Source organism: Acidovorax sp. Leaf191 (assembly GCF_001424425.1).
Lineage (GTDB): Bacteria > Pseudomonadota > Gammaproteobacteria > Burkholderiales > Burkholderiaceae_C > Acidovorax.
Map to the genome: position 1 here is coordinate 154,684 of NZ_LMPT01000019.1, position 24,515 is coordinate 179,198.

General features: G+C 68.1%; 22 protein-coding genes. 8 read left to right on the forward strand and 14 right to left on the reverse strand.

Translation table 11 applies throughout. The features are described 5' to 3' along the window. Position 1: 1 nt before the first annotated feature. Genes ASG27_RS14780 through ASG27_RS14790 form a run of 3 tightly spaced genes read right to left on the reverse strand, consistent with a single transcriptional unit; the run spans position 2 to position 3,173 of the window. The gene (locus tag ASG27_RS14780; RefSeq protein ID WP_056412754.1) at positions 2–931 is read right to left on the reverse strand and encodes a dihydrodipicolinate synthase family protein; all 930 of its coding nucleotides are present in this window, start codon (positions 929–931) and stop codon (positions 2–4) included. 5 nt (positions 932–936) lie between these two features. Then, positions 937–2,109, reverse strand: coding sequence for an L-rhamnonate dehydratase (locus ASG27_RS14785; protein WP_056412629.1), 1,173 nt, complete (start codon positions 2,107–2,109; stop codon positions 937–939). Positions 2,110–2,129: 20 nt separating this feature from the next. Continuing rightward, entirely contained in the window at positions 2,130–3,173 is a 1,044-nt protein-coding gene (locus ASG27_RS14790) for a 4-hydroxythreonine-4-phosphate dehydrogenase PdxA (RefSeq protein WP_056412757.1), read from the reverse strand. Between the two features lie 181 nt (positions 3,174–3,354). Between ASG27_RS14790 and ASG27_RS14795 the strand changes: the two genes are divergently transcribed. Next, complete coding sequence (locus ASG27_RS14795; RefSeq protein WP_056412632.1) at positions 3,355–4,287, forward strand: LysR family transcriptional regulator; 933 nt, start codon at positions 3,355–3,357, stop codon at positions 4,285–4,287. Here the strand turns inward: ASG27_RS14795 and ASG27_RS14800 are convergent. Next, positions 4,264–5,208: a LysR family transcriptional regulator gene (locus ASG27_RS14800; RefSeq protein ID WP_056412635.1), complete on the reverse strand. Its 945-nt coding sequence runs from the start codon at positions 5,206–5,208 to the stop codon at positions 4,264–4,266. The two genes, ASG27_RS14795 and ASG27_RS14800, sit on opposite strands and share 24 nt — an antisense overlap. A gap of 93 nt (positions 5,209–5,301) precedes the next feature. Between ASG27_RS14800 and ASG27_RS14805 the strand changes: the two genes are divergently transcribed. Next, positions 5,302–6,156, forward strand: coding sequence for a DMT family transporter (locus ASG27_RS14805; protein ID WP_056412638.1), 855 nt, complete (start codon positions 5,302–5,304; stop codon positions 6,154–6,156). Between the two features lie 27 nt (positions 6,157–6,183). Here ASG27_RS14805 and ASG27_RS14810 read toward each other — a convergent pair whose 3' ends face one another. Further along, on the reverse strand, positions 6,184–7,224 hold the full coding sequence (locus ASG27_RS14810) for a LysR family transcriptional regulator (protein WP_235503924.1): 1,041 nt from the start codon (positions 7,222–7,224) through the stop codon (positions 6,184–6,186). 121 nt (positions 7,225–7,345) lie between these two features. Here ASG27_RS14810 and ASG27_RS14815 point away from each other — a divergent pair, with 121 nt between their 5' ends. Next, a complete protein-coding gene (locus ASG27_RS14815) occupies positions 7,346–8,434 on the forward strand; it encodes a tartrate dehydrogenase (RefSeq protein ID WP_056412641.1) in 1,089 nt (362 codons plus the stop codon). A 264-nt stretch (positions 8,435–8,698) separates the two neighbouring features. Next, positions 8,699–9,664 (forward strand): Bug family tripartite tricarboxylate transporter substrate binding protein, encoded by a 966-nt coding sequence (locus tag ASG27_RS14820; RefSeq protein ID WP_056412760.1) that lies wholly within the window; start codon positions 8,699–8,701, stop codon positions 9,662–9,664. A 228-nt stretch (positions 9,665–9,892) separates the two neighbouring features. On the opposite strand, the gene ASG27_RS14825 is transcribed toward ASG27_RS14820, so the two are convergent. After that, on the reverse strand, positions 9,893–10,294 hold the full coding sequence (locus ASG27_RS14825) for a hypothetical protein (protein WP_056412644.1): 402 nt from the start codon (positions 10,292–10,294) through the stop codon (positions 9,893–9,895). Positions 10,295–10,756: 462 nt separating this feature from the next. On the opposite strand from ASG27_RS14825, the gene ASG27_RS14830 reads away from it, so the two are divergent. After that, positions 10,757–11,320: a hypothetical protein gene (locus tag ASG27_RS14830; protein WP_156371493.1), complete on the forward strand. Its 564-nt coding sequence runs from the start codon at positions 10,757–10,759 to the stop codon at positions 11,318–11,320. 17 nt (positions 11,321–11,337) lie between these two features. Continuing rightward, positions 11,338–11,913 (forward strand): hypothetical protein, encoded by a 576-nt coding sequence (locus ASG27_RS14835; RefSeq protein ID WP_056412650.1) that lies wholly within the window; start codon positions 11,338–11,340, stop codon positions 11,911–11,913. Positions 11,914–12,500: 587 nt separating this feature from the next. Here ASG27_RS14835 and ASG27_RS14840 read toward each other — a convergent pair. The 8 genes from ASG27_RS14840 to ASG27_RS14875 all read right to left on the reverse strand — a co-directional run bounded on the left by ASG27_RS14840 (position 12,501) and on the right by ASG27_RS14875 (position 22,434). Beyond that, a complete protein-coding gene (locus ASG27_RS14840) occupies positions 12,501–13,166 on the reverse strand; it encodes a methionine ABC transporter permease (RefSeq protein WP_056168360.1) in 666 nt (221 codons plus the stop codon). A gap of 20 nt (positions 13,167–13,186) precedes the next feature. After that, positions 13,187–14,233, reverse strand: a complete 1,047-nt coding sequence (locus ASG27_RS14845) for a methionine ABC transporter ATP-binding protein (RefSeq protein ID WP_056412653.1) — start codon at positions 14,231–14,233, stop codon at positions 13,187–13,189. 269 nt (positions 14,234–14,502) lie between these two features. Continuing rightward, positions 14,503–16,581: a hybrid sensor histidine kinase/response regulator gene (locus ASG27_RS14850; RefSeq protein WP_056412654.1), complete on the reverse strand. Its 2,079-nt coding sequence runs from the start codon at positions 16,579–16,581 to the stop codon at positions 14,503–14,505. Between the two features lie 226 nt (positions 16,582–16,807). After that, complete coding sequence (locus ASG27_RS14855) at positions 16,808–18,007, reverse strand: MFS transporter (protein ID WP_235503925.1); 1,200 nt, start codon at positions 18,005–18,007, stop codon at positions 16,808–16,810. 303 nt (positions 18,008–18,310) lie between these two features. Further along, positions 18,311–19,264, reverse strand: a complete 954-nt coding sequence (locus tag ASG27_RS14860) for an ABC transporter substrate-binding protein (protein ID WP_056412661.1) — start codon at positions 19,262–19,264, stop codon at positions 18,311–18,313. Positions 19,265–19,424: 160 nt separating this feature from the next. Beyond that, positions 19,425–20,468 carry an NAD(P)-dependent oxidoreductase gene (locus tag ASG27_RS14865; RefSeq protein ID WP_082486103.1) on the reverse strand — a complete coding sequence of 348 codons (1,044 nt, stop codon included), beginning with the start codon at positions 20,466–20,468 and terminating at the stop codon, positions 19,425–19,427. Further along, the gene (locus ASG27_RS14870; protein WP_056412665.1) at positions 20,465–21,619 is read right to left on the reverse strand and encodes an acyl-CoA dehydrogenase family protein; all 1,155 of its coding nucleotides are present in this window, start codon (positions 21,617–21,619) and stop codon (positions 20,465–20,467) included. The genes ASG27_RS14865 and ASG27_RS14870 overlap by 4 nt, the downstream gene beginning before the upstream one ends. Continuing rightward, on the reverse strand, positions 21,616–22,434 hold the full coding sequence (locus ASG27_RS14875; RefSeq protein ID WP_056412668.1) for a class II aldolase/adducin family protein: 819 nt from the start codon (positions 22,432–22,434) through the stop codon (positions 21,616–21,618). Before ASG27_RS14875 ends, ASG27_RS14870 begins: the two co-directional genes overlap by 4 nt. Before the next feature lie 309 nt (positions 22,435–22,743). Here ASG27_RS14875 and ASG27_RS14880 point away from each other — a divergent pair, with 309 nt between their 5' ends. Both ASG27_RS14880 and ASG27_RS14885 read left to right on the forward strand, forming a co-directional pair. Further along, positions 22,744–23,769, forward strand: coding sequence for an ABC transporter substrate-binding protein (locus ASG27_RS14880; protein ID WP_056412670.1), 1,026 nt, complete (start codon positions 22,744–22,746; stop codon positions 23,767–23,769). Positions 23,770–23,889: 120 nt separating this feature from the next. After that, a complete protein-coding gene (locus tag ASG27_RS14885; RefSeq protein ID WP_056412674.1) occupies positions 23,890–24,489 on the forward strand; it encodes a hypothetical protein in 600 nt (199 codons plus the stop codon). The last annotated feature ends 26 nt before the right edge of the window (positions 24,490–24,515 follow it).

Consider the following 24,515-nt stretch of genomic DNA (forward strand, 5'->3'; position numbering starts at 1 on the left):
TTCAGCGGGCCCAGCGCAAAACCAGGGGATCCAGGCGCCGCGCGATGTCCAGCAGTTGTGCGCGTACCTGGGGGTGCAGGGGTGGCCAGGGGTGGCGGGGGGCATCGCACGCGATCACGCCGCCCTCTTTCATCAAGGCCTTGGCGGCCAGGAAGCCGGCCTGGCGGTTCTCGTGGTTGATGAGCGGCAGCCAGCGCTGGTAGTGCGCAAACGCCGCGTCCTTGTCTCCGGCGCGGTGCGCCTGCAGGATGGGCCGGATACCGTCGGCAAAGCCCGCGCCCGTCATGGCACCGGTGGCGCCAGCCTCCAGGTCGGCCAGCAGGGTGATGGCCTCTTCCCCGTCCCAGGGGCCTTCGATGGCCTCGCCGCCCAAGGCGATCAGCTCGCGCAGTTTGTTGGCGGCACCGGCGGTTTCCATCTTGAAGTAGCAGACCTGCTCGATGTCCTGCGCCATGCGTGCGAGAAACGCGGGCGACAGCGGCGTGCCGGCCGCCGGCGCGTCCTGCACCATGATGGGAATGCCGATGGCGTCGGACACCTGGGCGTAGAACGCGTGGATCTGCGACTCGCTGAACCGGAAGGTGGCGCCGTGGTACGGCGGCATCACCATCACCATGGCGGCGCCCATGTCCTGCGCGCGGCGGCTGCGTGCGGCGCAGATCGCGGTGCCGGTGTGGGTGGTAGTGACGATGACCGGCACGCGGCCTGCCACATGCTCGAGCACGGTGCGCGTGAGGATCTCCCGCTCTTCATCCGAGATCAGGAACTGCTCTGAGAAGTTGGCGAGGATGCACAGGCCGTCCACGCCGGAGTCGATCATGAAGTCCACGCAGCGTTTCTGGCTCGCAAGGTCCAGGCTGCCGTCTTCATGGAAGGTGGTCGGCGCCACAGGGAAGATGCCGCGCAAGCGCGGGCTGGAGAGTCCGGGCATGCTGCTCACTCGGTGATGTCGAACTGGTCCAGGTAGTCCGTCTTGAGCGTCAGGCCCAGGCCCGGCACGTCGTCCTTGAGCTGGATGAAGCCGTTTTCCGCGATGGGCTCTCCGTCGAAGATGTACCAGAACAGCTCGTTGCCCACCTCGACGTCGAAGATGGGGAAGTACTCGGCCATGGGCGACGCCAGCGTGCTCATGGTCAGGTGGTAGTTGTGCATCTGCCCGGCGTGCGGGATGACAGGCACGCTGTAGGCCTCGCACAGCGCGTTGATCTTGTGGGCCGCAGTGATGCCGCCGACGCGGTTGGTGTCGTACTGCACGACGCTCACCGCCTTCTTGTCCAGCAGTTGCTTGAACCCGTAGAGGCTGAACTCGTGTTCCCCGCCCGAGATCGGGATGCTGGTGAGCTGGTTGAGCTCGGCATAGCCGTCGATGTCGTCCGCGATGACGGGCTCCTCCAGCCAGCGGGGCTCGAACTTTTCGAGCTTGGGCAGGATGCGCTTGGCGTACTCGACGTTCCAGCCCATGTAGCACTCGAGCATGAGATCGTTGTCATAACCGATCACCTCGCGCACGGCCTCGACGGACCGGAGGTTCTCCCTTACGCCCTGCTGCAGGTGCGCCGGGCCGTAGCCGAAACGCATCTTGAACGCCGTGAAGCCCTGGTCCAGGAACTTCTGCGCTTCCTGCTGCATGTCTTCGAGGTGGGTGCGGTACAGCTTGGAGTAGTAGCACGGGATTTTTTCCTTGGTACGCCCGCCCAGCAGCTTGAACACGGGCTTGTTCACGCTCTTGCCCAGGATGTCCCAGATGGCCAGGTCCACGGCCGAGATCGCGGCCATGGTGACGCCCTTGCGGCCCCAGGCATGGGTGGCGCGGTACATGCGCTGCCACAGGTATTCGTAGTCCCACGGGTCCTGGCCGATCACCAGCGGCGCCAGGTACTGGTCGATGATGGCTTTGGCGATGCTGGGCGCCAGGGCCACATTGCCCAGGCCCACGATGCCGTCGTCGGTCTCGATCTCGACCACCGTCCACGCATGGAAACGGAAGGTGCTCATGGTCTCCTGCGGCGCGTAGAGCAGGTCCATCGCGTTGGAGCAGAAGTTGCCTTGCGGCGGCACGGTCTTGCCCTTCCATTGGAAAACGCGGGCGCGGACGGATTTGATTTTCATGGTGCGCGGTGTCCTGGTGGTCAGTGGTTGGATGTGGCCTGGTCGCGGGCCTGCGACGCGCTGTGCCCCATGCGGGCGGCGATCTGAAACGCGTTGCGCGTGGCATTGACATCGGCCATGCCCTGGCCGGCAATGTCGAAAGCGGTGCCGTGCGCCGGGGTGGTGATGGGCACTGGCAGCCCGCCTTGCACCGTCACGCCCTTGCTGAATCCCATGAGCTTGATGGCGATCTGGCCCTGGTCGTGGTACATGGTCACGATCGCCTGGTAGAGGCCGTCGCGGGCCTTGAGGAAGATGGTGTCCGCCGGGAACGGGCCCTCCACCGGAAAGCCGCTGTCCCTGAGCTGCCGCACCGCGGGGGCGATGATGTCGATCTCTTCCCGCCCGCACATGCCGCCGTCGCCGCCATGCGGGTTGAACGCAGCCACCGCCACCCTGGGCTCGGGGTGGCCGCTGGCCTGCAGCGATTGGTAGATGAGCCGGGCGGCGCTGACAATGCGCTCCTGGCTCAGCATGCGGGCCGCATCCTTGAGCGGGATGTGCGAGGACACGCGCGACGTCCACAGGTCACCCAGGGTGTTGAATTCGCAGAAGTAGCCCTGCACGCCGAGGTACTCGGCGAAGTGGTGCAGCTCGTCTTCATGCGCCAGGCCGCCCAGCTTCATGGCGTGCTTGTTCAGGGGGGCGAAACAGATGGCATCCACCTCGCCCGCCTGCGCTCCATCCATGCACCGGTCCAGCACCTGCAGCACCGAGGCGCCGCAGTCGGCGCTGGCCTGGCCGAGCTGCACTTGCTCCGGCTTGATCGTGGCGACGCTCAGGAAAGCGGGGCGACTGCTGTCTGCGCGGCTTCGCACATCGGACAGGCCAGCGATTGCCTGCGTGGCGACGTTCACCCCCGCGACGCGCTGCCCCTCGAGCCACACCCAGTGGTCCCCCACCACGACGATGTTGGCCTGCTCTGTGACGCCGGGTGTGGCCAGCAGTTTGGCGATCAGTTCGGGGCCTATGCCTGCCGGGTCTCCGAGGGTGATGGCAACGACGGGCTTGGTGGACTTCATCATGTACGGCATGTACGGCATGTACGCAGGGGTTACAAAAAGCTTCAGTCAGCGGATGGGGGGCGAATATAAGAACAAATACTATTAACGTATATTGAAAAGTTGCACTCGACAGATAACCCATGGCTATCATTTATGATTTATATGTACTATTTGGTACATACAAACTTTTGTGCTGTCAGACATGCCTGAAACCACCCAGCTTCTGGTCTCCCAGATCCTCAACCGCCTGCGCATGCGCCAGGTGGCATTGCTGCTGAGCTTTGCGGACCACGGCACGCTGCGCCGTGCGGCCGCAGAGCTGGGCATGAGCCAGCCGGCGGCCACCAAGATGATTCAGGAACTGGAGTCGGCGCTGGGGCAGCGGCTCTTCGAGCGCGATGGCCGCGGCCAGAAGATGACGCAGGCCGGCGAGAAGGTGCTGGGCTTCTTCCAGGGCATGCGCGGCTCGCTGGAGTCGATGGTGCGCGAGCTCGACGAGCTGCAGCTGGGCAGCTCCGGGCGGGTGTCGGTCGGCTGCATCATGGCCCCGCTGCCTACGCTGCTCAACCAGGCCATCATCGCGCTCAACAAGACCTACCCGCTGATCACGATCCACGTGACGCTGGACACCAGCGACCGGCTGGTGGAGATGCTCAAGGACGGCTCCATCGACATCGCCGTGGGCCGGGTGGCGCCCGAGCACCGGGCCGACTTCATCTTTCAGCCCCTGGAAAACGAAACGCTGTCGGTGGTGGTGGGCGTGGACCACCCGCTGTCCACCAAGAAGCATGTTCCGTTCGACAGCCTGCTCGAATACTCCTGGATCCTGCAGCCCTCCGGCAGCCCCATGCGGGAGGTGCTGGAGCAGGAGTTCCGCGCCATCCATGCTCCATTGCCGCGCGGGCTGGTCGAGACCGCATCCATCCTGACCACCATGCGCCTGATCGCGGACACCACGATGATTGCGGTGATTCCCCTGTCGATCGCCGACATCTATGCACGGCACAATCTGCTGTGCATCCTGCCCTGCCACATCAAGCACAAGATGGGCGCCTTCGGCTCCATCATTCGCAAGGACAGACCGCTGCCGGAGGCGGCGCGCTACTTTCTTTCAGGCCTGCACAACACGGTGTGAGGGCGGCGGCGGTGCCGCCACGTTGGCAAACGTGTCCAGCGCGCGCCACACCGCCAGGATGGCCGGGTCCTGCGCGTCGGCGGACCGGCGGGCGAGCCCCAGTTCGCGCAGCAAGGGCGGGTGCAGCGGGCGCACCTGCAGGCCCGCGGTGTCCTGCTCGCCATGGATGCCCGCCACGCCCGGCTGCTCCAGCGGCAGCACGGCCACGCCATGGCCAGCCACCACCAGGCTGCGCAGCGCCAGCGGGTGGTTCAACTCCATGCGGGGCCGCGGGTTCAGGCCGGCCTGGGCGAACCAGCCGGCCGTGAGACGGTACATCTGCGTGGCCGGGCCGAACGACATCCAGCGCTGATCCGCCAGCCACTGGGGCGTGACCTGCGGCGGCGCGGGCCACGCCGCAGGCACCAGCGCCACCATGGGGTCGCTGCGCCAGGCGTCCACCTGCACCCCGCTGCCCGACGCCTGCGGCAGGGCCACGATGGCCAGGTCGAGCGTGCCTGCCACCAGGCGGGCCATCGACTCGGCAGAACTGAGCACATCCAGCTTCACGTCCACCCCGGGGCTCTGCTGGGCCAGCCACTGCATCAGCGGCGGCAGCAGGCCCGCGCTGACGCCGGCCGTGGTGGCCAGGCGCACCACGCCCTGCAGCCCCTGCGCACGCCGGTGCACCTGCTCCACCGCCTCGTCCGCAGCGGCCAGCAGCCGGCGCCCCGCGTCGACCATCACCTGGCCCGCGGCAGTCAGGCTGGCCTGCCGCCGGCCGCGCACCACCAACGTGGCCCCCAGGCGCGACTCCAGCTCACTGATGTGCAGGCTCACGGTGGGGGGCGCCAGGTGCAGGGCCTGGGCCGCCGCGGCCAGCGTTTTCAGGTCGGCGATCGCTATCAGCGTCTGCACTTGGTCGAGGTTGAGGTTTCGCATCAGAAATCCTGAATTCAATCATTATTGAACTCAACTTTACAGAAGTCTGCTTCAAAAAGATCATCACGCATCCAAACAAAATGCTGCGCCCTCATGCTCACCAACGACATTTTCTTCGTCGTGCTGCTGTCCGCGGCACTCAATGCCGGGTGGAACAGCGCCATCAAGGTGGGCGGCGACCGGATCACCGCCATGGCGATCACCACGCTGATGGGCAGCGGGTTGTCGCTGCTGGCGCTGCCGTGGGTGGACCTGCCGGCGTCGGCCAGTTGGGCGCTGCTGGCCCTGTCGATCGCGGTGCACACGGCCTACCACTTCGCCCTGCCCGTGGCCTACAACCACGGGGACATGGGGCAGGTGTACCCCATCGCCCGGGGCTCCGCGCCGCTGATGGTGATGCTGGGCGCCGCAGTGTTTGCGGGCGAATGGCCCGGCGTGGGCGCGGTGTGGGGCGTGACGTGCCTGTGCACAGGCGTGCTGTCGCTAGCGCTCATCCGCAGCGGCACGGGGAGCGGCCGCGCCCAGCGCAAGGCTGTGGGCTATCCACTGCTGACGGGGGTGCTGATCGCCGCCTACACGGTGATCGACGCCATGGGTGCGCGCCAGGCGGGTTCGGCCATCGGCTTTGCAGTCATCCTCACGCTAGGCGACGGCATTGCCACGGCGCTCATCGTGCTGCTGTGGAAGGGGCCCCGCACCTTCTGCGTGGACCGCGCCATGCTCTGGCGCTGTAGCGCCGCGGGCACCATGCAGATGGGGGCGTATTGGATTGCGGTGTGGGCGCTGGCACGGGCCCCCATGGGCGCGGTGTCGGCCCTGCGCGAGACCAGCGTGCTGCTGGTGGCGCTGATCTCCACCTGGCTGCTCAAGGAGCGCATGGGCCCGGCGCGCATCATGTCGGCCGTGCTGGTGTGCGCAGGGCTGCTCATGGTGCGGCTGTCGTCCTGAGCCACCAACTCCAGGCCCGCTGCGGCCTCACGGACTGCTGGCCGGGCGCTTTGCCGCCGCATCCCTGGCGCCCGGTTTCGTACCAGCCCTGGCCGCTTTCTTCGCACCAGGCCCGGGCCCTGCGCCGTCTCCCACGTCCACCCCCGCCAGCGTGCCCGACTTCGCCAACGCCTCAGCCAGAAACTTCACGAAGGTCTGCACCCGCGTCGAGAACTGGTGGCGCTGGGGGTACACCGCGTACACGTCGGCCGCAGGCGTCTGGTAGTGCGGCAGCACGGGCTCCAGCAGGCCCTGCGCCAGGTGCCTGTTCACGTCCCACTCGGCACGCATCACGATGCCGTGCCCCTGCAACGCCCACAGCACGGCGATCTCGCCGTCGTTCGTGGTCAGGTTGCCGGTGATCTTGATGGACTCGGTGTGGGCCTTGCTGCCCCGCCCGGTGGTCAGCCGCCACAGGCCGTAGGCCTCGTCGCCCTGGCGGATGCCGATGCACTGGTGGGCCATCAGGTCGCGCGGCACGCGGGGCCGGCCGTGGCGCTCCAGGTAGGCCGGCGCCGCGCACAGCACGCGCCGGTTGGGTGCGATGCGCCGGGCGATCACGCGGCCGTCGGGTGGCTCGCCGAACCGCACGCACACGTCGTAGGCGTCGTCGGTGATGGGTGGCGGGTGAACCGACAGCTGCAACTGCACATCCACCTCAGGGTACAGCCGCACGAAGTCGGAGATAGCCGGCGCGATGTGCATGCGCCCGAAGCCCAGCGTGGCGTTCACGCGCAGCAGGCCCTTGGGGCTGGCGCGGGACTGCACGATGAGCTCGTCCAGCGCATCGATCTCGCGCAGGATGCGGCGCGCGTGCTCCAGCAGCAGTTCGCCCTCGGGCGTGAGGCTCATGCGGCGCGTGGACCGGTTCACCAGCACCACGCCCAGGCGCCGCTCCATCTGCGCCAGGTGCTTGCTGACAGCGGCGGTGGAGACGCCCATCTCGCGCCCGGCGGCACTCAGGCTGGGGCTGGCGGCCAGGGTGGAGAAAAAACCCAGTTCGGCGGGCTGGATGGTGCTGGAACTCATCGGCTAAATCTTCAACCCAGGGTTAACGATGGATTCACTTTATCGCCGTTCCTGCGCCGCGTCCAGGCCTACAGTCCGCTCCATCCCTTCAGCCACCCACCGCGTTCAACGCCCTACCACCATGACCACCTACGCAATAGCCACCATTCCCGGAGACGGCATCGGCAAGGAAGTGATTCCCGCCGGCCAGCGCGTGCTCGAAGCCCTGTCCACCCAGCACCCCGGCCTGCAGTTCGAGTTCGAAAACTTCGGCTGGGGCGGCGACTGGTACCGCGCCCATGGCGTGATGATGCCGGCCGATGGGCTCGATGCCCTGCGCGGCAAGGACGCCATCCTGTTCGGCTCGGCCGGCGACCCGGACATCCCGGACCACATCACGCTGTGGGGACTGCGCCTGAAAATCTGCCAAGGGTTCGACCAGTACGCCAACGTGCGGCCCACGCGCATCCTGCCGGGCATCGACGCACCGCTCAAGCGCTGCGCCCCCAAGGACCTGGACTGGGTCATCGTGCGCGAAAACTCCGAAGGCGAATACTCCGGCGTGGGCGGCCGCGTGCACCAGGGCCACCCGATCGAGGCCGCCACCGACGTCTCCATGATGACCCGGGTGGGCGTGGAGCGCATCCTGCGCTTTGCCTTCCGCCTGGCGCAGTCGCGGCCCCGCAAGCTGCTCACCGTCATCACCAAGAGCAACGCCCAGCGCCATGCGATGGTGATGTGGGACGAGATCGCCGCGCAGGTCAGCCAGGAGTTCCCCGACGTGAAGTGGGACAAGGAACTGGTGGACGCCGCCACGGCCCGCATGGTCAACCGCCCCGCCACGCTGGACACCATCGTCGCCACCAACCTGCATGCCGACATCCTCTCGGACCTGGCCGCCGCGCTGGCTGGCAGCCTGGGCATCGCGCCCACCGGCAACATCGACCCGGAGCGCCGCTACCCGAGCATGTTCGAGCCCATCCACGGCTCGGCCTTCGACATCATGGGCAAGGGCCTGGCCAACCCCATCGGCACCTTCTGGTCGGTGGTGATGCTGCTGGAGCACCTGGGCGAGACCGAGGCCGCCCGGCAGGTGATGCAGGCCATCGAGCAGGTCACCGCCAACCCGGCCCTGCACACCCGCGACCTGGGCGGCTCTGCCACCACGGCGCAGGTGACCGACGCGGTCTGCGACCTGCTGGCGCGGGCACCGCTGCGGCACGCGGCCTGAGGCGCGGCACGCCGTAGAGCCCCTGGCAAGGCGACCGTGGGTCACCACCCGCCAGGGGCCACGTCGTTGCAGGCGGAACGTTCATCAGAGCGCCAGCCGCACTCGCGCAGACATGGCCAGCGAAGCCATGCGCGCCCCACAGGCCCTGCCACAAAAAACACAACGGAGACAACCATGAACCCCATCGCCCTTCCCCGTTCCACCACCACGCACCGGCAAGCCCGGGCTGCACAGCCGCACGCCCTGCCCGCACGCCGCAGCCTCATGGCCGGCGTCGCCATCGCGGCAGCCGTCTGGTGCTTGTCGGGCACCCAGGCCAGGGCGCAAACGCCAGCGTGGCCGACCAAGCCCGTCACGCTCGTCGTGCCGTTTGCCGCAGGCGGCACCACCGATGTGCTGGCGCGCGCACTGGGCGAAAAGCTGGGCGCGGCCCTGGGCCAGCCGGTGATCGTGGAAAACCGCGGCGGCGCGGGCGCCACCATCGGCGCCGACTACGTGGCCAAGGCCGCGCCCGACGGCCACACGCTGCTGATGGGCGCGGTGCACCACACCATCGCCACCAGCGTGTACAAGAAGCTCGGCTACGACTTTCAAAAGAGCTTTGCGCCCATCACCACCGTGGCCCTGGTGCCCAACGTGCTCGCCGTGGCCGCCACCACGCCCGCCAAGGATGTGAAGGAACTGGCGGCCTTGATCAAGGCCGCGCCCGACAAGTTCTCGTACGGCTCCAACGGTGCTGGTACCGCGCAACATTTGATCGGCACGCAGTTCGCCGCCGCCATCGGACAGCCGCTGCTGCACGTGCCCTACAAGGGCAGCGGCCCGCTGACCACCGACCTGCTGGGCGGCCAGGTGTCGATGTCGTTCGACACGGTGACCCCCGTGCTGCCCCACATCAAGGCCGGCAAGCTGCGCGCGCTGGCGGTGACCACGGCCAGGCGGTCTTCGTCGCTGCCCGACGTGCCCACGCTGGCGGAAAGCGGCTTTCCGGGGTTTGACATCGGCACCTGGTTCGGCGTGCTGGCCCCCGCCCGCACACCGCCCGAGGTGGTGGAGCGACTCAACGCCGAGATGGTCAAGGTGATCCAGTCGGCCGACTTCAAAAAGCGCATGCAGGACATCGGCGCCGAGCCCATCGGCAACACCCCGGCGCAAATGGCGCAGCAGATCGCGACCGACACCGCGCGCTTTGGCAGGCTGGTGACGGAACACAAGATATCGACGGACTGATGCGCTGAGGCCTGGGGGCGCCCGTTGGCGGGTGCCAGGGCGGCAACCATGCACTGCGCCAACCCGCTCCGCCGTGCCGTGCCGTGCAGTGCAGTGCAGTGCAGTGCAGTGCAGTGCAGTGCTGCACGCTCGTAGCGAGAGGTCGCGCGGCGCGAAACGGTTTCGGCGAGGCTGCTTGCGGACCCCAACAGATGCGCCTGCCGCTGCATAGCGCGGCAAGTTAGCGGTTCAGCGATTCAACGCACGCAGCAGTCGAGCGTGCTCCACCGCCAGGTCGGGCGACTGGTCGAAGTGGTGAAGGTACCGCGCACCAAACTCTCCAGGCTGATCCCGGTCGAGCCGCAGCAGGTCGCGCACCCGCTGAGCGACCACTGTGGGGGCGACGCTGTCAATGCCCTTGCCTTGCGCATCCAGCGCCTCGTCCAGCATCACGATCAACCGGCTCAACGGCTCCAGCCACCGCATGGACTCGTCGTACGCCATGAGCTGCAGAAACTGCCCCGCAGACTGCTGGCCGTGTTGCTTCTCATAGTCGCGCCGCTCCAGTTCCACCAGGGTGCGGTGCAAGCCCAGCAGGGCTGTGCGCAACTGGGCGCATTCGTCGGACGGGGCGTGGTTGGGGGTGGTCATGGGCTGGCGATCAGGAGTCGAGGGATGGGCGATGGTAGTGGCTCGGAAACGGTCTGGGAGAGAAGCAGCAGCCCTTCTGCCTAAAAATGCCTCTACCGCACTCAGCGAAAGCGCCACCAGCTATAAAAACCATAGCGAGCGTGCCGGGACCAGAGTTGGGCCTGCCCCCACCTGTCAGTCCCAACGGCGTCTTCAAATCGCCAAGTGTTGCTGCCCGGCCCAAAACCGGCTTTCAGCATTTTTTGCGCACGGCCCTCCCCTAGAATCGCCCCGCGAGTTTCGGCAGGTCAGCTGTCACTCGCAAGCAAGTAAGCAAGCAAGCAAGAGGGAGGCAGGAACGGGCCGTGCCCGCCGTCGGCGGAGACTGGCACGCACTCCTGCCTGGGATTTTCAATTTCAACATCAAGACATATGAAAAATAGAAACCGTTCGTGGTTATCCAGGGGCGCAAGTGCTCTGTTCATGGCGGCTACCGTCTTCCTGACGGGTTGCGCATCCGTCTACGTCGATACCGCCACCAAGGAAGTTGCGGATGCGGACATCAAGCGCCCAGCCACCGCGATACCCGCCACGCTGGTCTTCGACTACCAGAACAGCGGCGCGCCCAACACGCGGGCCACGCAACTTTTGAAGGACCAGGTCACCGCCCAGGTGAAGAAAACAGGCATCTTCGAGATCGCCGCTGGCGAAGCCACAGGCAAAACAGCCTTGCTGACCATCACCATCAACAACGTGCCCATCACCAAGGATGCGGCGCAGCAAGGCTTTGTGACGGGCCTCACATTCGGCCTGGCAGGCAGCGCGGTCACAGACGGCTTTGTCTGCACCGTGACCTACGTGCCCGCCGACGGAAGCTCCACACTGGTCAGCACAGCGCGGCACGCCGTTCACACCACGATCGGCAATGCCTCGGCGCCGGCCAACGCCGTCAAGTCCGCCAGCATCGAAGAAGGCCTGCGCACCATGACCCGGCAGATCGTAGCCAACGCATTGCGGGACCTGTCCACCAACCCACAGCTCAAGTAACAGCCCAAGGCACCACCATGAAAACCACACTCATCAAGCTCTTCGCTCTGGCATCCGTCGTCCTGTTCACAGGGTGCGCCCAACTCACCATGGGCGCTCCGCAACCCACGGCCGAAAACACCGCCAACCTGCGCCGCGCAGACCTGGCTGAAACGCGCGTGGGCTCGTTCACGCTGGACGCGGCCAAGCCTGCGACCATCGATAAGGGCCACTCGATGCGCGGTGTCAACACCTTGCAAGCCCCCACCAATAGCTCCTTCGCCGAGTACGTTCGCGAAAGCCTGAGGGTGGAGCTGGCAGCCGCCGGACTGCTCAACCCCCAAGCCGCCGCCGTCATCTCCGGCGTGCTGCTGGACACCCAGCTGGAGCCCGACATCGGCACCGGCAAGGGCTTGATCAAGGTGCGCTTCACCGTCATGCGGGGCACCGAAAAGCGCTACGAGAAGGACCTGACCGCCAAGGCTGAATGGGAATCCTCCTTCGTCGGCGCCATCGCCATTCCTGCGGCAGCGCAGAACTACGAAGGCCTGTACCGCAAGCTCGTCGGCCAGCTGATCGCTGACCCGGATTTCCGCAAGGCACTGGCCAAGTAACCAGCGCGCGGTGGCGCCAACGACCGCCACCGCCCCCCACTGAAAAGGCCTTCTCTGCCACAAGCGGAGAAGGCCTTTTCTGTTGGCAAGGCAGAGCGTCGGACGGGCGAGCGCGTGGCCCGGACACCCACCGCGGAGAGGCCCCGTGACTGCGCCGGCATGTGCCGGGCCAGAAACCGCAGCACCGTGTCCTCATACGCAGCGGGCCCGAACGCTGCAGGTCCACATGCCCGACCCCTTCCACGCGCCACAGCTCCTTGGGTTCAGAAACCGCGCGCGGGCCAGCATCTGCGTTCTGTCTGCCCGCACGCCGTGCAGCAGCAGCACGGCCCCCTTGCCGGGCCGTCCTGTGGCCAGCCACCCCGCCACTGCCTGCCCGGACGGGGTGTACGACAGAAACGACCGCGTCGGAAAACCATGCGGGGCGGGGCCGATCTCCCGCTGGGCAGGGTGACTGTGCAGTTCGCCCACAACCATGGCTCCCAGAGCGAAAACCGCTACTCAAGCGACGCAGGCGAAGCCAATCCGCCGGATCAGCACGCCTGGATGCGCCAATGCCTACCAGCTGGCCGGCACCTGTCCCGCTCTCACCGGTGGCTCAGCCTGCGCACCGCCCAATCGCCCAGGCTCTGCACCGCCTGCACGAAGAAGATCAGCACCAGCACCACGGCCAGCATGATCTCGGGCAAGAAGCGCTGGTAGCCGTAGCGGATGCCCAGGTCGCCCAGGCCGCCGCCGCCGATGGCGCCGGCCATGGCGGAGTAGCCCGTCAGGCTCACGAAGGTAATGGTCAGGCCGGCGACGATGCCGGGCAGTGCCTCGGGCAGCAGCACCTTCCAGACGATCTGGCTGGTGGTGGCGCCCATGGCCTGGGCGGCTTCGACCAGGCCGTGGTCGACCTCGCGCAAGGCCGCTTCCACCAAGCGCGCCACGAACGGCGCGGCGGCGATGGTCAGGGGCACCACGGCCGCTGCCGTGCCGATGGACGAGCCGGTGATGAAGCGCGTGAACGGAATGATGGCCACCAGCAAGATGATGAATGGCGTGGACCGCACGGCATTGACCAGCCAGCCCACGAGCTTGTTGGTGGGGCCGTTTTCCAGCACGCCGCCGTGGTCGGTCAAGCGCAGAAAGACGCCCAGCGGCACACCGATGAGGCCGCCGACGATGCCGGAGATGCCCACCATGATGAGCGTCTCCCACAGCGAGGACGCGAACAGGTCAAGCATGGCGGGGGTGAAGTTGTTGAACATGGGTCGTAGTCCTTTGCTGTTCACGCCGCCACGGCGACTTCTTCGACCTCGACACCGCCCGCGCGCAGGTGCGCCACGGCGCCCGACAGGCGCTCTGCCTCGCCGCTCGCGTACACGGCCAGCGAGCCGAAGGTCTCGTCCTGGATCTCGTCCACCTGGCCGTGCAGGATGCTCATGTCCACGCCGAACTCGCGGATCAGCTGCGACAGGATGGGCTGGTAGGCGCTCTCCCCCGCGTACGACAGGCGCAGCAGCCGGCCCGTGCGCCCGGCGCCCAGCTGGCTGGCGAGCTTGCGCACGTGGCCGAGCACGCTCGCGGGCAGCTCTTGCGGCAAGATCTCGTCGATCAGGCTTTGGGTGATGGGCTGCTGCGGGCGGGTGAAGACCTCCAGCACGCGGCCCTGCTCCACGATTCGGCCGGCCTCGATCACGGCCACGCGGTCGGCCACCTGCTTGATGACCTGCATCTGGTGCGTGATGAGCACGACGGTGAGGCCCAGCTCGCGGTTGACCTGGCGCAGCAGGTCGAGGATGGAGCGTGTGGTCTCCGGGTCCAGCGCCGATGTAGCCTCGTCGCTCAGCAGCACCTTGGGCCGGCTGGCCAGCGCCCGCGCAATGCCCACGCGCTGCTTCTGGCCGCCGCTGATCTGCGCGGGGTAGCGGTCTGCCAGGGCCGACAGGCCCACCAGCTCCAGCAGCGGGTTCACGCGCTCGCGGATGGCCGCCTTGTCCATGCCGGCGAGCTCCAGCGGCAGCGCGGCGTTGTCGAACACAGTGCGCGACGACAGCAGGTTGAAATGCTGGAACACCATGCCGATGTCCCGGCGGGCTTCGCGCAGTTGCGCATCGTTCAGCTGGGTCAGGTCGCGGCCGTCCACGATGACCTGGCCGGTGGTCGGGCGGTTGAGCAGGTTGATGACGCGCACCAGCGAGCTTTTGCCGGCGCCGCTCTTGCCGATGATGCCGAACACTTCGCCGGACGTGATGTGCAGGTCGATGCCCTTCAAGGCCTCGACCGGGCCTTGTGAGCCCTGGTAGGTTTGGGTGATACCCCGTAAGTCGATCATGAAAACGCCGGAGCGCCGCACAGGCTGTTGTCAACCCGCCGCGGCGCCCATGTCAGTGAAAAAAGGGATGCAGGAAATGTATCGGCGAAGCCTCATATCTCAAACGATCAAAAAATCGATTGGTTAGACCTGCTGCTTATATAGTGAGTGGTAAGGACCCCATCACGCTATCTAATCGATAGCACCTACCGCTGACCAGACGCGCGGCAGCGGCCATTTTTACCCCACTACCCCTGCTTGCCGCCTTGGCGCGGTAGCGGGCAACGCCCCTACTTTGGCGCCTGTTCGCTGGACCCCATCACCGCCAGCACCTTGGTCACGAGCGCCTGGGCATCAAACGGCTTGACCAGCAGTTCCATCTGCGCTCCCAGGAACTGCGGATTCATCGCGGCCTGCTCGGCGTAGCCGGTCATGAGAATGACCTTGATGGCCGGCAGCTTCTCGCGCGCGTAGTCGGCCACCTGTCGGCCGTTGGGCCCGGGCAGCCCCACGTCGGACAGCAGCAAATCGAAGTGCACGGCACCCGACAGCAAGGCCATGGCCGCGCTGCCCGATGCGGCCTCCATCACGTAAAAGCCGTTGTCGCGCAGCAGCTCCACGGCCAGTGCGCGCACGGTGTCGTCGTCTTCCACCACCAGGGCCGAGTCCGGGCGGCGCGGGCTGGTGAGCGGGGTGGGCGGCTCTGCACGCTCGGCCGCCACTTCGTCGCGGGACCGGCAAAAGTACAGCGACACGCGCGTGCCCTGCCCCACGGTGCTCTCCAGCACCGCCATGCCGCCGGACTGCCGCATGAAGCCGTAGATCATCGACAGCCCCAGACCCGTGCCCTGCCCCAGCGGCTTGGTCGTGAAGAACGGGTCGAACGCGCGGGCCATCACATCGGCCGGCATGCCGGTGCCGGTGTCGCTCACCGCCACGCGCACGTAGTCGCCAGCGTCCAGCCCCGGCACCGACGGCTCGCCCGAATCGCCCGAAACGCCCAGGTGCACGTTGTCGGCTGCAATGCGCAGGGTGCCGCGGTCGGGCATGGCGTCGCGGGCATTGATGCACAGGTTCAGCACCGCGTTGTCGAACTGGTGCACATCCGTGTAGGCCGGCCACAGGTCCGGCTGCAGCGACATCTGCAGCGTGATGTTCTCGCCGCAGGTGCTGCGCACGATGGTCTCCAGGCTGCTCAGCGACTCCGAGAGGTCCACCGCGCGTGAGTCGAGCGGCTGGCGGCGCGAGAACGCCAGCAGCCGCTGCGTGAGCGCCGCTGCGCGCTTGGCGGCGGCCAGGCCGGCGTCGATGTACTTGCCCGCCTCTTCCTCGCGGCCCTGGGCAATGCGCTGGCGGATGATCTGCAGCGGCAGGACGATGCCCTGCAGCATGTTGTTCAGGTCGTGCGCAATGCCGCCCGTGAGCTGCCCCAGCGCCTCCATCTTCTGGCTCTGGCGCAGTTGTTCTTCGGCGCTGCGCAAGGCCTCGGCCTGGGCGCGCTCCTCGGTCACGTCGCGGCCCACGGCCTGCACGAAGCCATCGGCCGGCGCGGCGGTCCAGGCCACCCAGCGGTCGGTGCCGTCACGGTGGCGGTAGCGCAGCGTGCCCTGGCGCTTGGGCGCGCCCTTTTGCAGCGAATGGAGCTCGCGCACCAACGTGGGCTCGTCCTCCGGGTGGGCAAAGGCCTGCACGGGCCGGCCCACGGTTTCTTGCTCCGTCCAGCCCAGCACCGAGGTCCAGGCCGGGTTCACCGCCACGATGTGGCCGTCGAAGCGCGTCACCATCAGCAGCGCATCCGATCCCAGCCACAGCCGGTTGCGGTCGGCCGTGCGTTCGGCCACCTGCTGCTCCAGCGACGCAGCGGCCTCGCGCAGGCGCCGCTCTGCCGCCACCTTGCCGGTGGTTTCGATCACGGTGTCCATCATGGCGACCACGGCGCCGTTGTCGTCGCGCACCGGGCTGTAGCAGAAGGTGAAGTACGCCTCTTCGCTGTAGCCGTGGCGGTTGATGGTGAGCGGAAAGTCCTCCACAAACGTGGACTCGCCCTGGAACGCCTTGTCCACGATGGGGGCGATCACGTCCCACACCTCGCTCCACACCTCCTGCACCGGGCGACCCAGCGCGTCGGGCTTGTCGCCCAGGATGGTGCGGAATGCATCGTTGTAGAAGCAGTAGCGGTGCTCGCCCCACATCAGGCACTTGGGAAAGTCCGACGCCAGCACCATTTCCACCGCAAACAGCAAGGCACGCGGCCAGCCTTGCACCGGGCCGAGCGGATGGCCCGACCAGTCATGGCGCCGGATCTGAGCGCTCATCACGCCCGAGGCGCGCGGGAAGCCAACGGGTGCAGGCAAAAGGGAATCGGTCATGGCAAAAAGATGGCGGCCCGGTGTCTGACTCTTGGTGGGGTATCCATGGTGGTACGGGGGGCGTGCGGGCTGCGTTCAGGGGCGCCGCAGGCACGCCGCGTCGGGCGGGCAACCCGCCGCACGCGGCTTCTTGGGAGTCTACAAGCGAAACCGCTCCGGGCAGAAGTCCCTGGAAAGCCTGCCCGAACGCGAGGCTCAAGCCGGCGCGAGCCGCCCTTCGGACGCCTCAGGCGCCCGCAGCCGCCGCGCCCCGTGCCTGCACCCGGCGCGACACCAGCAGCCCCAGCACGAACACTCCCAGGGCCGCCACCGAGAACACGGGCGGCAGCCAGCCCCGGTCGACGCTGAACGCCACGATCAAGACACCCGTGGACTGGCCCAGGAAGAGCAGGCACGCGAACATGGTCACCGCTGTGCCCCGCGCCTGCGGTGCCATCTGCGTGGCCTGCACCTGCAGCGTGTTGTGCAGCATGTAAAAGCCGATGCCCGCCATGAAGCAACCCAGCATCGCCCAGCCCACCGCCGGGGCCCAGGCCAGCGACAGCAGGCCCACGGCGATCAGCGTGGCGCCCGTGAGGGCCAGGCCCCGCTCACCCAGCGCGGCCAGCCAGCGGCGCGCGAACACGCTGTAGATCAGGCCGCCCACGCCGTACAGCACCATCACGCCCCCGGCTGCGGCGGCCGACAGGCCAAAGCCGTCGACCATGCGCGCGGGCACGAAGGCCAGCGTGCCGAACGCGAGCGCCCCCTCGATGGCCACCACCGCCAGTACCCATCGCACACGCTCGATCCGCAGCAGGGCCAGGGTGCCCGCCAGGTAGTTGGCCAGCGAGAAGGCGGGTGCGCCTGGCACCGCAGCAGGCCGCAGCGCCCCGCTGGCCCGCGCGTGGCGCAGCAGCAACGTGGCGGCGGCAAAGAACAGCACGGCCAATGCGCCCAGCGCGGCGCGCCAGCCCAGGGTTTCGGTGGCAAAGCCGCCAAACCACTGGCCCGCCATCATCCCGGTGACGGTGGCCACCATGAGGCGCGCCAGGGTCTCCTGGCGCTGCTCGTAGGCCACCTCGTCACCGATCCAGGCCATCGACAACGGGATGATCCCCGCCGCCGCCGCCCCCATAGCGGCGCGCGCCACCACCAGCAGCGTGAAGCTTTGCGCCAGTGCGGTGACGGCACTGAACACCGCGCAGGCCGCCGTGGCGCCGATGATCACGCGCACCTTGCCGATGCGGTCGCCCAGCGGGCCGTACACCAACTGCAGCACGCCGTACGCCACGGCGAACGCCGCGATCACGGCCGATGCATCGCCGGTGGTGATTTGGTATTCGAGGGACAGTGCGACCAGCATCGGGTCGCACACGCGCATGGACGCCATGCTGCAAAAGGCCGCCAGGCTGATCAGCCGCAGCATCGTCGAGGAAGAGGTCATGGGACCCGATTGTGGTGCGGCTGGCGCGAGTGCGCTGGTTCAAGGCGCTATGCACCCCAGGGCTTGAAGGTCGGGACCGCGGCTTGATCGATGGCTTGAACCCTTCGCGGAGCGGGTGCGCTCGGAGCGGCGCTGCGACAGGCTCATCGCGAACGGGCGGGGATGGCCCTCGGCCGATGACCACTGACCCCCGACCCTTCACCGTTCGGGCTGAGCTTGTCGAAGCCTCGCAGTGCGCCCCACCAAGCCCCCCCGAAAAGCGAGGAGGCCTGCTTCACGACGAAAGCGTCGCAGACGTCTCGCTCAGCCCTTGCCCACATTGAAGCTCGTATCGAACGTGCCCCGCACATCGAGCCGCTGCTTGATGAGCCCGGCCGCCAGGTAGAAGTCGGCCGTCTTCTGCTGGTCCGCCAGCACCTGCGCGTCGATGTCCTGCCAGCGGGTGGCACGGCGGTCGAACTGTAGCTGCGCGGCGTCCGCCGGGATGCCGATGATGCGGGCGAGCGACTGGCCAAAAGACTTGGAATTCTGGTAGGACCAGACCTGCGCCCTTGCCACGCGCTCCTTGAAGTCCTGCAGCACGGCGCGCTTTTCGGCCAGCGCCGCGTCGGTGGCGGCCAGGAAAGACAGGCCCGTCCACAGCCCCCGGCCGCTGACCAGCACGCGCGCATGGCCGTTGGTTTCGGCCAGTGCGGTGTAAGGCTCCCACGTGGCCCAGGCGTCCACCGAGCCCTGCGTGAGCGCGAGCTTGGCGTCCGGTGGCGGGATGAAGCGCAGTTGAACGTCGTCGGCCTTGAGCCCGGCGGATTCCAGCACTTTGAGCGTGACGAAGTGGCCGATGGAGCCGCGGTTGGTGGCGATGCTCTTGCCCTTGAGGTCGGCCGCCGTCTTGAGCGGCGAATTGGGTGCCACCAGCACGGCGGTGCCGTAAGCGTCCGACCGGTTGGCCGCAAACGCCTTGACCCGGCTGCCCGCGGCCAGGGTGAACAGCAGCGGCGCATCGCCGATGGGTCCGAAATCCACGGCGTTGGCGTTGAGCGCTTCGGCCAGCGGCGCGGCGGCCGGGAACTCGCTCCACTTGATGTCGTAGGGCAGGTTCTTCAGTTCGCCCGCAGCGTCGAGCAGGGCCTGCAGCCCGCCCTTCTGGTCGCCAGCGCGCAGCAACACGCGCTGCTGGGCGTGGGTGAGAACGGGCGAGAGGAACGAACTGGCGGCAACGGAGGCGGTCAGCAGATGGTGGAATTGGCGGCGCTGCATGGTGTGAGTGATGGGAAGGGTTGCAATATCGAAAAGACGCTTGCGGCCATTGCACCACCCGGCCCCCGCATCGCCAACGAAGCCTTGCGACCATCCATATGCGGTTTTCGCATGCAGGCACTGGCCGCGTGCGGACCCTGCCCGCCCGCGCGACCTGGCATCAGTACCCGCGCGCCCCGTCCACCACGTCTTGCAGCGGCTCCCCCGCCACATGGCGCGCCAGGTTGGCCACGAATTTGCGGGCCGTGAACTGCGCCGCGCCCTGCGCCGCCCACGACACATGGGGCGTGAGCCGCACGCGCGGGTGGGTGTACAGCGGGTGGCCGTCGGGCAGCGGCTCGGGGTCCGTCACGTCCAGCGTGGCGCCCGCCAGGCGGCCGCTGTCCAGCGCATGCAGCAGCGCCTGCTGGTCCACGAGCGCTCCGCGCGCAATGTTCACCAGGTGCAGCCCGGGTCTGGCATGCGCCAGGGTGGCGGCGTTGATGAGGTGGTAGGTCTGCGCGGTGATCGGCAGGGCCAGCACCAGGTGGTCCGAGGCCGCGAGCAGCTGCTCGATGGAGGGGGCGGTGCGCACACCATCATCGCCCTGCACATCCGCCCCGCCGCGGCGCAGCACCGTGACCTGCATGCCGAAGGCCTGCGCCAGCCGCGCCACCTCGCGCCCGATGGCTCCGTAGCCCGCGATGCCCAGCGCCCGGCCCTGCAGCGTGCCGGGCAGGTGCTGGTCCACCCGCGCAAAGGTCTCGCGCCACGGCCCGGCGCCCGACACCTGCAGCGTGTCCCATGCGCGCTGGTGCGTCAGCAGCGCGGTCAGCACGTACTCGGCAATGGGCACGGCCGCCACGCCGCGCGAGCAGGTCACCTGCGGCACCTGCAGCAGCCAGGGCGGAAAGAAGTCGATGCCGGCGGACGCCACGTGCACCCATTTCAGCCGCCCGGGCCAGCCTGCGGGGGCGGTGGCCGGCGCATGGCGCCAGCCGTTGCGCGGGCCGGTGAAGAGGATGTCCACGTCGGCAGCGCGCTCCCAGGCGGGCACGTCGGCGTCGTCGGCGGCCAGCACCACGGGCAGGCCCGCGCCCGCCACCAGCGCGTCGGCCTCGGGCCCTGTCTGGTTGAGAACGACCCAGCGGTCGGCATCGGCCTTTTCGTCACGTGCATCGACGTTCCCGCTGCCAGGGTCATGCGCAGCCAGCACCGCGCTCATGCAGCCCCCACGGCCAGCGCCCGGCGGCCCGCGGCAACATAGGCGCTGTCGTCCTGCGGCGTGTGCACGCGGCCGCACAGCACATCGCGCAGGTGGCGCTCCAACGGGTTTTTGCGGGCCAGGCCGTGGTTGCTGGTCAGCTCCAGCGCGGCCTGCACGGCCTCGATGGCGTTGCGCGTGGCCTGGGCCTTCACCACACCGCTGTCCACGGTGGGCACCAGCGTGCCGGCATCCAGGTCGTGGGCCAGGCTGGCGATCAGGCGGTCGTTGGTGAGCAGCAGGCCTTCGATGCGGCCCACGGCCTCTTGCGCGCGGGGCAAGGTCGCCAGCGGCGCGCCCAGGCTGGCGGGCACGCGCTCCCGCAGAAACTGCACCAGCCAGTCGCGCGCGGCGCGTGCCACGCCGGTGTACAGCGCGGCCAGCATGACCGTCATCTCGGCCTGCATGGCGGGCTCGCCGCGGGCCCAGTCCTGCGGCAGGCGCAGGTCCAGCGCGTGTGCGTGGGGGATCAGCACATCGTGCAGATGCACATCGTGGCTGCCGCTGGCGCGCAGGCCCAGGTGGTCCCAGGTTTCCTCGATGCGGATGCCGGGCAGCCCCGCTCGCACCAGGAAGGCGCCGGTGCGCGGCGCGTCCTCGTCCGTGCGGGCCCACACCACGTACCAACGCAGGATGGGCGCGCCGGTGGAATACACCTTGTGCCCGCTGATGCGCCAGCCCTCGGCCGTGTGCCGCGCCACCGTGGCCGGCAGGCCGCCGCGCGCGGGCGAGCCCAGCTCGGGCTCCACGCGCAGTGCGTTGATCAGCGACACCTCCTGCACCGATTCATTCACCAGTTGCTGCGCCAGTGCCGGCGGCCAGGGCGAGCCGGGGCGGCCCATGCCGCGCTGCTGGATGTACTGCATGGTCAGCACCAGCGCCGTGGCCGGGCAGCCCTGGCCGATGGCGCCGATCACCTCGGCCAGCTGCGCGGCCGACGCGCCCTGCCCGCCCAGCGACCGCGGCGCGGCCAGGGCCAGCAGGCCGGCCTGCTGCAGCCCGTAAAAGTTGGCGTGCGGAAAGCTCGCATCGCGGTCGTGCACCGCGGCGCGCGCACCGAACTCCACCGCCAGCGCGCGTGCGGCCTGCCCCCAGGTCAGTGGCGCATTCACTGCAGCACCTCGGGCTGGTCGCGCACGATGATGTCGAACAGGCTCTTGAACGCGAACTGCGCACCACCCGGCCCGCCGATCTGCGAATGCGTGCGCTGCGCGATCTCGTGCGGGATGGGCTTGGGGGTGCCGGCGGCTTCGGCCAGCAGCTGGGCCTGGCAGGCGTTCTCCAGCGCGATGTACCACCACGCGGCGGCCTCCACCGAGGGGCCTGCGGTCAGGATGCCGTGGTTCTGCAGGATCACGGCCTTTTGCGCGCCCAGGGCTTCGCCGATGCGAAAACCTTCATCGGTCTCCAGCACCACGCCGGTGAAGTCGTCGAACAGCGCGTGGTCTTCATAGAAGATGCACGAGTCCTGCGTGAGCGGATCGAGCTTGCGGCCCAGCGACGACCAGGCCTTGCCGTAGGTCGAATGCGTGTGCGCGGCGGCCACGATGTCGGGCCGCGTCTCGTGCAGCGCGGCGTGGATGGCAAAAGCTGCGCGGTTCAGCGGGCCCTGGCCCACCACGATCTCGCCGGCAGCGTTGACCAGCAGCAGGTCGGACACCTTGATCTGCGAGAAATGCAGGCCCAGCGGGTTCACCCAGAAGTGGTCGGTCCACTCCGGGTCGCGCGCGGTGATGTGGCCTGCCAGCCCGTAGTTGAAGCCCTGCTGCGCAAACAGCCGGAAGGCCACGGCCAGCGTCTCCTGCCGGTGGCGGCGCTCGGCCTCCACCGTGGGGCGCGCCACCGGGGCGTCGAACCAGTCCTTGCGCTGGGGCGCGGGGTTGAGGGCGAGCTGGGCGGTGGGCAGGGGTTTGAGGACGGCGGACATGGCGGTGGCTTTCGGTATCGGTGGGGGTTGGAATGCACGGACCCGCCCACCTTAGAAGCGCCCCGCCGCCATGCCAACGAAGAAATCCGCGTGACCACATACGGTTTTGTCATGAACCAGCGCCGTGCCGCGACCACCGCGACAACCCCGTGCACCGCGTGCATGCATGCACCCCGCTGGGTGCTGCGTTTCACGCATAACGATGCTACGCAAAGGTCTTTGCGCGCAGGCCGGGCTTGGCGGAATCTCGCTGCCCAAGCACGCAACCCCTCTGCTGCTGCCCATGGACTCATAAAAGGCCCGACCACCATGCATCGCAACTGCACCCCCACACTCAACCGCCGCCACCTCATCCAGGCCGGCCTGGGCGCCGCCGCCTGGGCCGCCACGGCGGGCGTGCCCGCGCTGGCCGCCCCTCCAGCCCCCGACCTCTCCAGAGTGACCCTGCGCATCGGCACCTACAAGGGCCTGTGGCGCGCCCTCATCGCTGCGTCCGGCCAGGGCAACACGCCCTACCGCATCGAATGGCGCGAGCTGAACAACGGCGTGTTGCACATCGAGGCCCTGAACGGCGACGCGCTGGACCTGGGCTCGGGCAGCGAGATCCCGGCGCTGTTCGCCGCGCGGCAAAAAGCCCAGGTGCGCTTCATCGCCGTGGTGCGCGAAGACCTCAACAACCAGGTCACGCTGGCCCGCAAGGACGCACCCATCCAGCGCATCGCCGACCTCAAGGGCAAGCGCGTGGGCTACGTGCGCGCCACCACCTCGCACTACTACCTGAGCCGACAGCTGGCCGAGGCGGGCCTGTCGTTCGCCGACATCAACGCCATCAACCTCACGCCGGCCGACGGGCTGTCGGCCTTCGACCGGGGCGACTTGGATGCATGGGCCATCTACGGCTACAACGGCCAGCTGGCGCGGCTGCGCTACGGCGCACGCGTGCTCAAGACGGGCCAGGGGTACCTGTCGGGCAACTTCCCCATCTACGCCAACCCGCGCGCGGTGGAAGACCCCGCCCGCCACGCCGCCATCAGCGACTACCTGCAGCGCCTGCGCCGCGCCTACCTGTGGGCCAACGGCAACTACCTCGACTACGCCCGCGCCCAGTCTGCCGAAACCCGTGTGCCGGTGGGCGACCTGATCGAGCTGTGGAACAACCGCAGCAGCGACTACGACCTGCGCCCCGTGGACGACGGCGTGGTCAAGGGTCACCAGGCCGTGGCCGATACCTTCCTGCAGCTGGGCGTGCTGGACGGCCCCGCGCAGGTCGCGCCCCTGTGGGACCGCAGCTTCAAGACCGTGCTGCAGCCCCTGGCCGCAGACAAGGCGGCGTGAGCCTGGGCGGTGGTGGCCCCGGCGTATGGAGCGACGGCCCCAGCGTGCCATTTTTTGCGTGGCGTGGGCACCGGTTGCGCTTAGGATGCGCCCCTCATTTGCACCGAGGAGCCCATCCACATGAACAAACGCCACTTCATCACCGCCACTTTGGGCACCGCCAGCCTGTGGTCTGCCACCGGCGGCAGCAGCCACGCCGCACCGCCAGTCAAGGCCGCCACCGGCCCCACGCTGCTGACTATCAGCGGCGCCATCGCCAAGCCCAACCGCGGCGCGCTCGACCCCGCCATCGACCAGATGATGGGCAAGCATGGCATCCAGTTCAGCAACGCCCATGCGCTGGACGCCGCCGCCCTGCAGCGCATGCCCGCCGTCACCATCAAGCCCACGCTGGAGTACGACAGCAAACCCCACACCCTGACAGGCCCCCTGCTCACCACCGTGCTCGCCGGAGCCGGCGTGGCCGCAGGCAGCCCGGTGCAGCTGGTGCTGCGCGCGGTGGACGGCTACAACGTCACCCTCAGCATGGCCGACGCGCAGGCGTACCGCATGATCGTTGCCACCCACATCGACGGCCAGCCCATGGCCCTGGGCGGCCTGGGCCCGCAGTGGGCGGTGTACGACGCCGACGTGCTGCCCGCCTTCAAGGACAAGCCGGTGAAGGAACGCTTTGGCCTGTGCCCCTGGGGCCTGTATCACATCGAGGTGAAAAAGGCTTGATGCCTGAGGCCTGGCGACTGGGGCCA

Bases quoted from the DNA above. Each gene is read 5' to 3' on its own strand.
- ASG27_RS14780 (WP_056412754.1), bottom strand. From the start codon at position 931: ATGCCCGGACTCTCCAGCCCGCGCTTGCGCGGCATCTTCCCTGTGGCG.
- ASG27_RS14785 (WP_056412629.1), bottom strand. From the start codon at position 2,109: ATGAAAATCAAATCCGTCCGCGCCCGCGTTTTCCAATGGAAGGGCAAG.
- ASG27_RS14790 (WP_056412757.1), bottom strand. From the start codon at position 3,173: ATGATGAAGTCCACCAAGCCCGTCGTTGCCATCACCCTCGGAGACCCG.
- ASG27_RS14795 (WP_056412632.1), top strand. From the start codon at position 3,355: ATGCCTGAAACCACCCAGCTTCTGGTCTCCCAGATCCTCAACCGCCTG.
- ASG27_RS14800 (WP_056412635.1), bottom strand. From the start codon at position 5,208: ATGCGAAACCTCAACCTCGACCAAGTGCAGACGCTGATAGCGATCGCC.
- ASG27_RS14805 (WP_056412638.1), top strand. From the start codon at position 5,302: ATGCTCACCAACGACATTTTCTTCGTCGTGCTGCTGTCCGCGGCACTC.
- ASG27_RS14810 (WP_235503924.1), bottom strand. From the start codon at position 7,224: ATGAGTTCCAGCACCATCCAGCCCGCCGAACTGGGTTTTTTCTCCACC.
- ASG27_RS14815 (WP_056412641.1), top strand. From the start codon at position 7,346: ATGACCACCTACGCAATAGCCACCATTCCCGGAGACGGCATCGGCAAG.
- ASG27_RS14820 (WP_056412760.1), top strand. From the start codon at position 8,699: ATGGCCGGCGTCGCCATCGCGGCAGCCGTCTGGTGCTTGTCGGGCACC.
- ASG27_RS14825 (WP_056412644.1), bottom strand. From the start codon at position 10,294: ATGACCACCCCCAACCACGCCCCGTCCGACGAATGCGCCCAGTTGCGC.
- ASG27_RS14830 (WP_156371493.1), top strand. From the start codon at position 10,757: ATGGCGGCTACCGTCTTCCTGACGGGTTGCGCATCCGTCTACGTCGAT.
- ASG27_RS14835 (WP_056412650.1), top strand. From the start codon at position 11,338: ATGAAAACCACACTCATCAAGCTCTTCGCTCTGGCATCCGTCGTCCTG.
- ASG27_RS14840 (WP_056168360.1), bottom strand. From the start codon at position 13,166: ATGTTCAACAACTTCACCCCCGCCATGCTTGACCTGTTCGCGTCCTCG.
- ASG27_RS14845 (WP_056412653.1), bottom strand. From the start codon at position 14,233: ATGATCGACTTACGGGGTATCACCCAAACCTACCAGGGCTCACAAGGC.
- ASG27_RS14850 (WP_056412654.1), bottom strand. From the start codon at position 16,581: ATGACCGATTCCCTTTTGCCTGCACCCGTTGGCTTCCCGCGCGCCTCG.
- ASG27_RS14855 (WP_235503925.1), bottom strand. From the start codon at position 18,007: ATGACCTCTTCCTCGACGATGCTGCGGCTGATCAGCCTGGCGGCCTTT.
- ASG27_RS14860 (WP_056412661.1), bottom strand. From the start codon at position 19,264: ATGCAGCGCCGCCAATTCCACCATCTGCTGACCGCCTCCGTTGCCGCC.
- ASG27_RS14865 (WP_082486103.1), bottom strand. From the start codon at position 20,468: ATGAGCGCGGTGCTGGCTGCGCATGACCCTGGCAGCGGGAACGTCGAT.
- ASG27_RS14875 (WP_056412668.1), bottom strand. From the start codon at position 22,434: ATGTCCGCCGTCCTCAAACCCCTGCCCACCGCCCAGCTCGCCCTCAAC.
- ASG27_RS14880 (WP_056412670.1), top strand. From the start codon at position 22,744: ATGCATCGCAACTGCACCCCCACACTCAACCGCCGCCACCTCATCCAG.
- ASG27_RS14885 (WP_056412674.1), top strand. From the start codon at position 23,890: ATGAACAAACGCCACTTCATCACCGCCACTTTGGGCACCGCCAGCCTG.